Source organism: Myxococcus llanfairpwllgwyngyllgogerychwyrndrobwllllantysiliogogogochensis (assembly GCF_006636215.1).
GTDB lineage: Bacteria > Myxococcota > Myxococcia > Myxococcales > Myxococcaceae > Myxococcus > Myxococcus llanfairpwllgwyngyllgogerychwyrndrobwllllantysiliogogogochensis.
Map to the genome: position 1 here is coordinate 1 of NZ_VIFM01000328.1, position 11722 is coordinate 11722.

The 11722-nt window shown below is 69.4% G+C and carries 9 protein-coding genes; 4 read left to right on the forward strand and 5 right to left on the reverse strand.

Annotated elements, in window-relative coordinates; translation table 11 throughout:
* Positions 1-1846: glycoside hydrolase family 15 protein (locus FJV41_RS43760; RefSeq protein ID WP_141648578.1), on the forward strand; the 1846-nt coding region annotated here is incomplete at its 5' end.
* Positions 1847-2040: 194 nt separating this feature from the next.
* On the opposite strand, the gene FJV41_RS43765 is transcribed toward FJV41_RS43760, so the two are convergent.
* From FJV41_RS43765 to FJV41_RS43775, 3 genes are all read right to left on the reverse strand, one after another.
* Positions 2041-2637, reverse strand: a complete 597-nt coding sequence (locus FJV41_RS43765) for a hypothetical protein (protein ID WP_141648579.1) — start codon at positions 2635-2637, stop codon at positions 2041-2043.
* A gap of 100 nt (positions 2638-2737) precedes the next feature.
* Positions 2738-4027 (reverse strand): hypothetical protein, encoded by a 1290-nt coding sequence (locus FJV41_RS43770; protein WP_141648580.1) that lies wholly within the window; start codon positions 4025-4027, stop codon positions 2738-2740.
* A 1-nt stretch (position 4028) separates the two neighbouring features.
* Positions 4029-6791 (reverse strand): TonB-dependent receptor domain-containing protein, encoded by a 2763-nt coding sequence (locus FJV41_RS43775; protein ID WP_141648581.1) that lies wholly within the window; start codon positions 6789-6791, stop codon positions 4029-4031.
* Positions 6792-7125: 334 nt separating this feature from the next.
* Here FJV41_RS43775 and FJV41_RS43780 point away from each other — a divergent pair, with 334 nt between their 5' ends.
* The 3 genes from FJV41_RS43780 to FJV41_RS43790 all read left to right on the forward strand — a co-directional run bounded on the left by FJV41_RS43780 (position 7126) and on the right by FJV41_RS43790 (position 9627).
* The gene (locus tag FJV41_RS43780) at positions 7126-8241 is read left to right on the forward strand and encodes a GRAS family protein (RefSeq protein WP_141648582.1); all 1116 of its coding nucleotides are present in this window, start codon (positions 7126-7128) and stop codon (positions 8239-8241) included.
* A gap of 375 nt (positions 8242-8616) precedes the next feature.
* Complete coding sequence (locus FJV41_RS43785; RefSeq protein WP_141648583.1) at positions 8617-9114, forward strand: CinA family protein; 498 nt, start codon at positions 8617-8619, stop codon at positions 9112-9114.
* Positions 9115-9228: 114 nt separating this feature from the next.
* On the forward strand, positions 9229-9627 hold the full coding sequence (locus FJV41_RS43790; protein WP_141648584.1) for a hypothetical protein: 399 nt from the start codon (positions 9229-9231) through the stop codon (positions 9625-9627).
* A 21-nt stretch (positions 9628-9648) separates the two neighbouring features.
* On the opposite strand, the gene FJV41_RS43795 is transcribed toward FJV41_RS43790, so the two are convergent.
* Together FJV41_RS43795 and FJV41_RS43800 are read right to left on the reverse strand one after the other, a co-directional pair.
* Complete coding sequence (locus FJV41_RS43795; protein ID WP_141648585.1) at positions 9649-10977, reverse strand: TIGR02270 family protein; 1329 nt, start codon at positions 10975-10977, stop codon at positions 9649-9651.
* A 114-nt stretch (positions 10978-11091) separates the two neighbouring features.
* On the reverse strand, positions 11092-11556 hold the full coding sequence (locus FJV41_RS43800; protein ID WP_141648586.1) for a DUF4150 domain-containing protein: 465 nt from the start codon (positions 11554-11556) through the stop codon (positions 11092-11094).
* Positions 11557-11722: the final 166 nt, after the last annotated feature.

Sequence of the window (11722 nt, forward strand, 5' to 3'; positions counted from 1 at the left end):
GTCGGGGGCGACGGGGGCGGGCAACGCGTTCAACGTGGTGCAGGGGGGCGGGCAGCAGGACCTGCAGGAGTTCACGGCGCAGCCGTCGGCGGGGACGGGCTGGGCCACGGCGTATCAGTTCAACCTGGGAGACATCGCGGCGGGCGCGGAGAAGTGGGCTGGCGTGGCCTTCGTTCACTTCGGCAATCCGGAGGGGACGGCCACGGCGCGGCAGTGGCTGACGGACTACGTGGGCGCGTTGGATGCGAAGGCGCTGGTGGAGGCGGAGGTCGCGCGCTGGGCGGCCTTCCAGACGGACACCGTGAAGGTGCCGACGGGCACGGTGGAGAACGAGGAATCACTGGTGCGCCACTCCGCGGTGGTGCTGCACATGGCGCAGGTCCGCGAGGGTGAGACGTTCATGCGCGAGTCGCTGAGCCGGGATGGCGAGACGCGCCTGACGCGCTTCAAGGCACCCAACGGCGCGCCGGCGACGCTGCCGGGCATGGTGAAACACGCGGGCAAGGGCGCGGTGCTGGCGAGCCTTCCGCCGGGCCAGTGGACGTATGCGTGGATTCGAGACGGCGCCTACGCGGCGGCGGCGATGGCCACGCTGGGCATGCGGAGCGACGCGCGCGAGGCGCTGACGTACTACCTGAACGCGGACAGCGGGCGGTTCCAGAACTGGCGCGAGCTGCAGCCGTACTCGATGCCGCCGTACCTCATCACGCTCACGCGCTACCACGGCTTCGGTGTGGAGGAGACGGACTTCAACGAGGCGGGGCCCAACCTCGAGTTCGACGGCTTCGGGCTCTTCCTCTGGGCGCTGCGGCACTACGAGCGCACCACGGGCGACGTCACGCTGGTGGACCAGCACTGGCAGACGGTGTCGACGAAGGTGGGCGACGCGCTGGTGGCGCTCATCGACCCGGAGACGGGGCTCATCCGGCCGGACTCGTCCATCTGGGAGACGCACTGGAACGGGCGGCAGCGCGCGTGGGCGTACACGAGCCTGACAGCGGCGCGCGGCCTGTGTGACGCGGCGGTGCTGGCCGAGCGCGTGGGGGATGCCGAGCGTGCGACGCGCTACCGCGCCGCGGGCGAGTCCATCCGCCGGGCGATGGCGGAGAAGCTGACGGACAGCAACTTCGCGCTGGCCTCCAACCTGGAGGAGCTGAAGTCGGGCCGGGGATACTGGGACACGGCGGTGTTCGACGCGTTCGCGTTCGAGCTGTTCGACCCGGCGGGGAAGATTGCCCGGGAGACGATTCGCGGATTGGACTTGAGGCTGTCGTCTCCGGCGGGCGCGGGTTGGTCGCGCAACGATGACCGCTATGACCACACGGGCGGCGCGGACATGAGCCCGTGGGGCAGCGAGTACGACAGCGCGGAGTGGGTCATCGTGAGCCTGCGCGGCGCGATGGTGAAGCGGATGGCGGGGGACTCGGAGCGCGCGGAGCGGGTGCTCAAGTGGGTGACGGACCAGTCGCTGAAGAACTACCTGGCGGTGTCGGAGACGTATGACGAGCTGAACGGCACGTACAAGTTCAACTCGCCCATGGTGGGCTTTGGCGCGGGGGCGTACGCGCTCGCGCTGGCGCACCGCGCGGACGGCACGGCGGACCCGGCGTGCGGCGCGTACCTGGATGAGAGCACGCTGTCGAAGCCGCCGGACGCGGGTTCGGGTGAGCCGGACGCGGGCTCGGGCGAGCCGGACGCGGGCCCGTTTGTGCCGGATGCGGGGGACTCGGAGGCGCCGCGTGTCAGTGGCGGCGGGTGCAGTGCCTCGGGCCCTGGCGCGATGGCGGTGTGGCTGATGCTGGCGCTCGCGGGACTCACCGCGCTGACGCGCCGCCGCCGGGCCTGAGGCAAGGGGCTCGGCTCAAGGGGCCGGGAGCAGGGCGGGACAACGCCCGGCGCTTGTGGACACTCCAACGAGACATGACGCGCCCCAGACTTCCAGATGGAGACATTCCATTCGGTGTCGGAGCAGCGGGATGTCGCTGGAGTTCGCCTCAAGCGCGGGCGTGGATGACCGCCCGCCCCGTGGTCCGCCGTGCTTCAGCGCCGCTGGTCGCTCCGGGCCTGGGTGCGACGGTTGCGAGAGGTGGTGTGCGCGTTGCGACGGACGGCGCCGAAGCGCTGCTGCTTGCGCGCACCGCCCTTGCGGCGCTGGGCCCGCGTCGCTCGCACGGACGTGGTGGCGGTGCGTCCGGCGGTGCGCGCGCGGCGCACGGGCTTGCGCCCACCCACGGTCCTCGTCGCCCGACGGGCCGGCGCCGAGGCGCGAGTCCTCCGCGTGCTGCTCACCTTTCGCACGGTGCGAGCCCGCTTGGCCTCCACCGCCTCGCGGCGCTCCATCATGGCCAGGCGCTTCTCGAAGCGCATCAGGGCCTGACGGAAGTACGTCGCCTTGCGCAGGGTGTTGGCGTTGCCCTCGGCGCGACGGGCACGGGTCGGCTGCCGCCGGCCCAGGGCCTCACGCCGCTGACGGCGCGCCAGGCTCTCGTACTTGGTCATCAATCGCCGCGCGCGCAGGACGCGACCGCGCAGCTCCCGGGTCGACAGCTCCGTGAGGTTGCGCGGGGCGCTCGACAACACGAGCCTGGCTTCGGTTTCCGACAACAGGGACATCTTCTTCGAGGGAATCGTACGCAAGGGCCTGCTCCTTCAAGGCAGTGTGGCTTTCCTCGCGGAAACGTCGGCACGTGTCCCCCGCGCAGCAACCTGCTCTCCAGGGTGATTGGGGGCGCTGGCGCTACTCGAAAATGGACAACTCGGAGAGCGCGTAGATGAGGACGGGTCCTCCCGCGTTCCCCGCCCTCACCTGCAGCCGCACCTGACGAACCGGCGCGTCACCCGTGAGCGGCACGTCGAGGAAGCGCGCCTTGCGCTCCATGTCCAGCGGACCATCCCCATAGGGGCTGTCCTCCCCCGTCGATTCGATGGTGGTGGAGAACACCGGGTCGAACGGGCTCGAGGGGTCGTGGTTCACGTAGGGCACCTCGGCGAGCGTCGACCAGGTGGCGCCATCCGCGCTGCCCTCCACGCGCACCTGAATGATGGGGTCGAACCCCGTCACCATCTGCAGGTCGCGAATGACGGCGCGCCGGGGCCGCACGGCGGTCTCCCACTGGAGCGTCACGTTGTTCACGCCCGACGTTTCGCGAGTCAGGTCCGTCCGCACGGTCAGCAGCGAGCCATCCGTGTACGGGCACGGCGCCCCCGTGGGCGTCGGGACGCATGAGGCGCCGCGACTGATGGGGCGCAGGCTTCCGCTGGGAACGGGCAGCCGGGGGCCCCGCCACTCCACCCGGAACGACACGCTGCTGCTGTTGGCGGCCAGGGGATAGAAGAGCCACGAGCCCAGTGTCACGGCGCGGACCTGCGCCTCCACGCCCGGGAAGTCCTCCAGGAGATAGGGATTGGCATGCCAGGGCGACGTGGGGTCGTGCACTTCCCACACGCGGCCTCCGGGACCATGGAGTTGCAGCACGGGGTACGGAGTGAGGGGCTCCACGGGCGTCGGGTCGCCGTTGTCCTGGAAGTAGATTTCCGGAAGCTCCGCGGAGGCCGGCAGCGCGGGCGGAGGAGGCGCCGAGGCGAAGGAGAACTCGGGGCCCTCCACGCCCAGGGCCAGCGCGAGCTGGGGTGCCCAGGGCCGCAGCGGTGGCAGCTCCGCGTCGTCGTAGAAGACGAACGAGCTGAAGACGCCGTGGCCTTCCTCCAGCGGCGCCGCCACGCGAAAGCGATACTGGGTGAAGTCGGAGAGGCGCTCGTCGATGGAGTCGCCGTAGAGGACCTCCAGCGTGAAGGCCCCCGAGCGCTCACTGCGGCTCTCTCCGTAACGCTCGAACTCGCCAGCGGTGGGGTCGACGAAGCCGGAGCGCGTGTGAACCTTGCGCTCCACGGTCACCGTCGTGTCCGAGTTCGGAGAGCCGTCCAGGTGTTGCAGTCGGCCATAGACGAAGATGGGGTCTTCGGGCTTGCGGTCGCAGCCCGCGGCGACGAGCGCGAGCAGGGCGAGGGAGCGGAGTGGGTGGCGCATGTCAGTAGGTCCCCTTCACGCCGAGGAGCGGGAGGATGATGGGCAGGCTCTGGGGTTTGCGCTGGGGAGTGCCCGCGCGGTCGAAGCCATAGTCATAGGCAATCACCTCCTGCCGGGCCGACACGTTGAGGACGTCCAGATAGGCGTCGAGCGTGAAGTCCTCCATGGCCCATGATTTGGCGACGCGCAGGTCCACGCGGAAGAACGCGTCCAGTCGTTCGGACTTGTCCCGGTCCTGTCGCACCCAGTGCTCTTCTCCCTCCGGCGTCGTCACGATGCGTTGGGTGAGGGTGGTGATTTCGCCGGACTCGGGGCGGCCGGTGTTGAAGTGCACCACCGTGCCCACCGTCCAGTTGTTGCCGAACTTGTAGCTGAGCGCGGCGTTGATGACATGGGCCTGCTCGAAGGCGAAGGGCAGCGTGCCCTCCTGTGTGCCCACCACGTGGTCATCGTCGCCGTAGCGGTCGAAGCGCACGCGGCGCTTGCTCTGGAGGAAGCTGTAGGAGACCCAGCCGAACCAGTCGCGGCCCAGCGGGTGCCGGGCCATCAGCTCGAAGCCATACGCGTAGCCGCTCGTGGAGGGGTCGGGTGTCGCGAGTCCCCGGCGTCGTCGGTTCTCCACCACCTGCTGCAGGTCCAATTCCACCGCGCGGGTGAGGGGGTTGTAGAAGGCGTCGCCGCTCAGCTCCAGGCCGTCCATCGCCTTCCACTCGGCGCCCACGTCGAACTGGAGGCCCTCCTGGAGTCCGTAGCGGAGGCTGGAGGTGTCCACGGCGGGCAGGTGCACCAGCACGGTGGGCGATTGGTGGAAGACGCCCGCGCCGCCCTTGAGCACGAGCGCGTCCGTGAGCTGGTGGCGCACGGTGAGCCGAGGCTCCACCACCGCGTGATTGATGCCGGGGGACAGGTGGTAGTTGTCCAGGCGCACGCCCGGCTGGAGCACCCACTTTTCGGCGGGAACCCACGTCACCGCCGCGTAGACGCCGGAGAAGGTCGCCAGCGAGGAGGGGCTCTTGATGGGGTCCACCGGGTCGTCGGGGTTGGTGCCCGGGGGGATGCCGGTGCCGGTGATGTCGGTGGCGGCGCGCCGGTGCTCCACGTCGCCGCCCACGGCGAGCTCCAGCGTGGAGTCCAGGCGGCGCTTCCAGCCGGCCCGCATCGCGAACGTCGTCTGGCGCAGGGCGTACTCGCCCACCTTGCGGAAGGAGATGGCGCCGCTCGGCAGGCGCTCCGACTCCTCTCCGTCGAGGCCCAGCGCGTCCGAGCCCACGGTGAGGCCCACTTCCGCATCACCCCCCGCGAGCGGATGGGTTCCGCGCAGGTCCACCCGGTGGAAGCGGGACACGATGCTGCCGCCGGTGGAGCCGATGTAATAGGTCGAAGGGCTGGAGCCCACGTCGTCCGAGCTGCCCAGCGCGAACAGGCGCACGCGGCCCTCGCCGACCTTCTGCTCGATGCGCGCCTGGTAGTCCCAGAAGTTCGCGTGCACCTTCTCCGCGTCGGACCCACTGAGGAGCTTGGCCCCCAGGGAGATCAACAACGCCGAGTAGCTGACGCGGCCGGCGACGCTGACGGAGGTGCCGGTGCTCTCGAAGGGGTACTCGATGAAGCCGCCGCTGTTGAGCAGGTCCGCGTAGGCGGTGACGTGCAGCCGGTCCTCGCGCGGTCGGCTCAGCCGTCCCTCCACCGCGCCGCCCAGCAGCCGTCCGTACTGCACTGGCGGCGAGCCCGGGAAGAAGTCGACGGTGTCGATGAAGTCCGGGTGAATCACCGCGGGCCCGAGCATCAGGTGGTACAGCATGGGGATGCGCACGCCGTCGAGGAAGAAGCCGGTGGCGGCGGGCTGGCTGCCGCGCACCACGGGGTAGCTGATGCCCGAGGCGAGGCTGCCCACGCCGGGCATCAACATGACGACGCGGAACGGGTCGCCCAGCGTGCCGGGCACCTCGCGGAGTTCCTGCTCGTGCAGGGTGATGCGCGTCACCTCCGTGCGGGGGCGGTCGTCCCGCACCACCGTCTCGTAGGGATTCACGCGCCCGGGCTGCAAGCGGTAGATGACCTGGAGCGACTGGCCCTCGGAGAGCGTTTCCTCGAAGGTGCTCGGCGTGTGTCCAGGGGCGCGAGCTTCCACGCGGTGGGTGCCGGGGCGCAGCTCCAGGGTGAAGCGCCCTTGTGCGTCCACGGTGCCCGCGGGCTCCGTGCTCCCGTCCACGAAGAGGAGCGCATCGGCGAGGGGACGGCGCGTGCCGCGCGCGCGCACCTCTCCTGTGAGTCGCGCGGTGGAGACGGGGACGGGCGCGGCGGGAGGCACGAAGCGGTAGACGAAGGGCAGGCGCACCGCCACGGGCACTCCGGCGAGGGTGGCGGGAGTGAAGCGCAGACCCGGTGCGGCCTGGAGCGCGGCCTCGGTGAGGCGGGGCTCGTGCGGTGCGTCGACGACCTTCACCTCGGCCACCGCGCCCTGTTCGTCCACCAGCAGCTCCAGGGTCACTTCACCGGGAGTGCCCTCCAGGCCCACGGGCCATGCGGCGGGTGCGTCGGCGACGAGGGTCGGTGGCACGAGCGCGGCTTCACCGCCATCGGTGGTGAGGCCCAGTCGCGTGGCGTCCTCGGCGGACACGGAGGTGCCGCCGTCGGTGGACTGGAGTTCGACTTCGACGGTGCGGGACTCGGCGGAGGGGGCGGGGAGGCCCTGCGCTCGTACGAGGAAGGGCACTGCCGCCAGGACGAGCAGTGGCAGGAGAGAGCTGCGCTCAAGACGCATGGGAACCCTTCAACACCGGATGGGCAGAGAACTGTCACCCCGGCCGGTGTGCTCTCACGCGGCGCAGCCTCACCTCCCCGGGCACGGGCGTCCACTGTTCTCGACACGGGATTGCGCGAATGGCCCGGGGTCCCGGAAACGGGACCCGCGGCTGTCTGTGCGAAAGGTACAAGCGAGGCGTAGGCGCCAGGACGTTGGCCTGTTCGTTCGTCTGCTCGCGTGTATGGCGCTTCACGAAGAGCGCGTGCAGGCGGGCTGACCGGGTGGAGGTCCCTGGAGGGCACCACTACCGTTGAGTCGAGCAGGGGTCTCTGGGGGAAGGAGTCGTGGGGCGATGCGCACGGTGAAGGATGAGCTGCTCTTCCGAGCGGTGGAGCACACCCTGTCGGGCCAGCCCATCGAGGCGGCGCACGAGCTGGCGTCGTTGGAGACGTTGCTGGATGTGGACTCGGTGCCGGAGGACCTGGGCTACCTGCTCTTCGCCACGGCGGTGTCGCATCGCCTGGAGGGCGTGGGGGTGGGGGCGCGCAATCCCTATCTGTATCCGCATCCCGAAGAGGGGGCGCGGCAGATTGATTTGTTCCGGCTGTTGATGACGCACATGCCGCTGGCCTCCGCCGCCGATGCGTTGGCGAACGCGGTGTTGGTGGAGTTGTTGGGGAAGCGGGACGAGGCGACGTTGGTGGACGTGGGAATCGGCCAGGGGCGGCAGGAGGGGCGGTTGTTGAAGGCGCTGTCGGAGCAGGGGGCGCTGCCGCGCAGGTTGACGCTGGTGGGCGTGGACCCGAGCGGAGCGAGCCTCGCGCAGGCGGAGGAGTCGACGGCGAAGGTGGCGCGTGAGGTGGGAGCGTCGGTGCGCTTCGTGGGGGTGGAGGCGCCGGTGGAGAGCCTGTCCGAGTCGACCTGGTCGGTGTTGCGAGGGTTGCCGGGGCCGAGGGTGGTGAACGCGGCCTTCGCGCTGCACCATGTGGCGGAGGAGCCCGGGAGCGTGGGCGCGGTGCGAGACGCGGTGCTGCGGCGGCTGCGAGCGTTGGAGCCGTCGGGGGTGGTGTTGTGCGAGCCGAATACGGACCACTTCCGCGCGCCGCCGCTGGAGCGCTTCCTGAATGCGTGGAAGCACTTCACGCAGGTCTTCCATCTACTGGACACGCTGGAGGTTCCTCGCGAGGAGCGAGCCGCCATCAAGCGCTTCTTCGGGAGGGAGGTGGAGGACGTGGTGGGGACGGTGGACGAGTCGGCGCGCTGCGAGCGACACGAGCTGGCGGAGACGTGGATGGCGAGGCTGAAGCGCGCGGGCTTCGTGCCGTTGGAATTGCTGGAGCACGTGGAGCCCGAAGGCGTGCATCCGGTGCTGGAGTTGCGGCGGGAGCCAGGGCTGGTGGGCTTGAGCTGGAAGAACGAAGTGCTGGTGGCGGTGATGGGGGTGAGGCCGGAGGGGGCACGTGCATGAGGGCGCGGCGTGTGGTGCGAGTGCTTCGCGGGGCCGTGGTCCGTTGAGGCGTGGTGCGTGTGCTTCGTGAGGCCGTGGTCCGTTGAGGCGTGGTGCGTGTGCTTCTTGAGGCTGCGGTCCGGTGAGGCGTGGTGCGTGTGCTTCGTAAGGCCGTGGTCCGGCGAGGCGTGGTGCGTGTGCTTCGTGAGGCCGTGGTCCGGCGAGGCGCGGTGCGTGTGCTTCGTGAGGCCGTGGTCCGGAGAGGCCTTGGGCGTCCGGGTCGTGCGAGGATGGGGTGTGTTGAGCGTGGGAGCCGAGGCTTCGCGAAGATGTGACGCGCGTGGCATGAACGTCGGGGCCACGTGAGGTCGAGGTCATGGAGTCGGAGGAGCACAGGTGACGGACGAGGGACGTGAGGACCTGGCCGGTCAGGTGCTGGAGCGCTGTCGGCGTGCGGGAGTCCGGCTGGTGTTGGCGGAGGCGTGCACCGGGGGCCTGCTCTGCGCGCAACTGACGGACGTACCCGGCGCATCCGCGGTGGTGGAGCGCGGCTTCGTGCCGTACTCGCATGAGTCCAAGGTGGAGCAGTTGGGTGTGTCGCTGGCGCTGCTCCAGGAGCACGGCTCGGTGAGCGCGGAGGCGGTGGAGGCCATGGCGCATGGGGCGCTTGCGCACTCGCGCGCGGACTGGGCGGTGGCGGAGACAGGCATCGCGGGGCCGAGCGGAGGCACGCCGCTGAAGCCCGTGGGACTGGCCTTCATCGCGGTGCTGCGTCGAGGCGGGACGGCCACGGTGGAGCGCCACGTCTTCGAGGGGAATCGGAGTGAAGTGCGGCACGCGGTGGCGCGACGTGCGCTGGTGTTGTTGCTGGCGCGGTTGAACGTCGAATCTTGAACTGGACGTTCACCCCGCACTCCCGGGTGTCTGGGCACCCGTCGAGGTGGCCCCTACGCTGTAGGACGTCGGAGAGAAGTGCCTCCGTGTGTCCGTGTGGCGAAGGAGCGCCCGGTGTTCCGAATCGGGGTGGATGTCGAGCATTCCATCGTGGAGTTCGTCCTGGAGGGCTACATCCGGGTCCAGGAGATGGAAGTGTTCGTGTCGGAGCTGGAGGCGGCGACAGACTCGCTTGCGGGGCGCGACATCAAAATCAAGGCGGACCTGAGAACGTTCCGTCCCGCGTCACCGGAGGCGACGAACATGATTCGCCGGGTGCAGGAGTACGGACTGCGCTCTGGCGTGGTGCGAGTCGCGGAGCTGGTGGAGAGCGAGATTGTCGCGCTCCAGCTCAACCGCGTCGCCGAGAACAGCCACACGGACAAGATTCTGCGCCGCTTCTGGGAAGACGCTCCCGCGCGTCACTGGCTCATCCACGGCGACGTGGAGGATGGAGCGGCGTCGGGTCCGTGAAGCAACCATCGCGGAGCAGTCTCAGCCCCGAAGTCCTTCCGCGAAGGGCCTATTGAAGCTGGACGCAGGGGCCGCGCGGACACTCTTCCACGCGAGCACTTGTTGCTCCACGGGAGCGCGTGTCGGGACCTGATGCAGCCCTCGGCTGCGCAGTGCCAGCTCCAATGCCAGGGCATGACGCCTGCGGAGGGGGGCGTTGAGCAACGCCTCGACGAGCCCCTGCGGGGTGAAGGGCTGGCCGGAGAGATGGCGCTGCTTCGGGTCCATGCGAGGCCGTGTCTCCTTCCACCATGCCGCGACCTGCTCGGCCATGGGCTGGGGCAGGTCGTCCTCGGGCTTGGGGGAGAGGTCTCGTTCGAGGTCTTCCTCCAATGGCGTCAGGGCTTCGTCCGCTGCGTCCTCCTTCGCGGCGGCGAAGCCACCTTCGATGGTGAGCCCGGTGATGGCACTGAAGGCCTCTGCGGCGAGCGCCGCCACGGGCTTGTGGCGCATCAGTTCCACGCACGCGTCCGCGGCCTGGATGCGTCCAGAGAAGCCGAGAGCCCACAGCACATCGGGCCGAAGCTTCTCGTGAGACAGCAAGCCCACCAGCCGCGTCACGGCCCGCTCATCACCACTCAGTCCGAGCAGGAGCAGGGGGTGTCGATTGCCCGGTGCGGGTGAGTCCACCGCCGACTGGCAGGCAGCCCAGGCGCCCATGTGTCCGTTCATCAGTCCCACGGTCAGCGCGACATCCCGGAGGACGGGTGCGTCCGAGCCGAGTGCCCGCTGGAGCACGGCGGGTTCCACGGGGAGGCGTGCGCGGCTCAGGGTGCGCAGGGCGGCGGCGACCACGAGGGGCTCGGGGTGCGACAGGAGCGGAGCGCACAGCGCCGCCGTGGCCCGACCATGGGTGCCAAGCACGTCGACCACCGAGGCCCACAGCTCAGGCGCCGCATCCGCCTTCTTCAGCAGCGAAGCGAACTCCGGTGGGATGCAGGGGGTGGGTGCCAGCTCGAGCGCCCGCTGGAAGGGAGCCAGTGCATCGGGTTCCGCGGCGGCGAGCGCCGTGAGCACGGCGGAAGGGCCGGGAGGTGACTCCGCGCGAAGCAGGGCGAGTGCCCCTGCGAGAATGTGCTCGGGCTCATCCGCGAGCGCGGGGATGAGCAGCCGATGGGCCACGGGCTCGCCGCCCAACACCAGGGCATCGAGATGGGCCGCACCCGACTCTTCGAGCTCGGCCAGCTCCGCGAGTGAGTAGTCAGGCGAGTCGAGCGCCTTCTCCCACTGACTCCACCGGAAGGCCGCTTCGCCGAGATGCTCTTCGTAGATATCCCACCGCGCGGGCTTCAAAAGAGATGAGGAGCTCATGAGTGATGGGGCGCTGTCTGACGTGGGCGGTGGGGATATCCCCAGGGCCACATATGGCTGCTCTTGAAGTTGAGGCCCTTTGAATCCACAGACAATTCGGCGGGGTGGACTCTGCTAGAGGTGTTTCTTGCAGACGAGGCACTTGGGTTCCTTCTTGCTCCCCGCGCCCGCGACCACCGGTCCCTGCATGAGAGGAAACGGCGGCGTGTTCTTGTCGTTGTGGAGCATGAGGTCGAAGGCGCGGGCCACGTTCTTCCCCTCGAACTTCACGTCGAAGGAGAAGTTGATGAACTCCGCCTTGCCCTTTGTCTTGCTGGAGGCCACGCCGCCACCGGCCGTGCCCGCCTCGTCACCCGTGCTCGTCTTGAAGTTGGAGTCCTTCACGCACACGGGATTGCCCGCGACAGACACCTTCTTCGTGCCCTTGTCGGTGTCGGAGGACTGGGCCACGTTGGGATAGGGAATGGGGACGGGCCCCGCGGGGCTGGGCGTCTTGCACACATCCGGGAAGGCCGTGGTGACTCCCCCACTGTCCTTGGTGACGACGGACATCTTGTTGACGCCTGTGTTGACGGCCATGGCCCCACCTCCAGGTCCGTCAAGGATACACTGCGCGTGAGAGGACCTAACAAAAGTCAGGGCTGGGGTGGCCACGAACGAAGGGCATCCCCAGCTTGAGTGCATGGTCCGCGAACTCGTTCCCGACGCCTTCTGGCAGCGTGTGGCGCCGCTGCTGCCCCGGCCA

Bases quoted from the DNA above. Each gene is read 5' to 3' on its own strand.
- FJV41_RS43770 (WP_141648580.1), bottom strand. From the start codon at position 4,027: ATGCGCCACCCACTCCGCTCCCTCGCCCTGCTCGCGCTCGTCGCCGCG.
- FJV41_RS43775 (WP_141648581.1), bottom strand. From the start codon at position 6,791: ATGCGTCTTGAGCGCAGCTCTCTCCTGCCACTGCTCGTCCTGGCGGCA.
- FJV41_RS43780 (WP_141648582.1), top strand. From the start codon at position 7,126: ATGCGCACGGTGAAGGATGAGCTGCTCTTCCGAGCGGTGGAGCACACC.
- FJV41_RS43795 (WP_141648585.1), bottom strand. From the start codon at position 10,977: ATGAGCTCCTCATCTCTTTTGAAGCCCGCGCGGTGGGATATCTACGAA.
- FJV41_RS43800 (WP_141648586.1), bottom strand. From the start codon at position 11,556: ATGGCCGTCAACACAGGCGTCAACAAGATGTCCGTCGTCACCAAGGAC.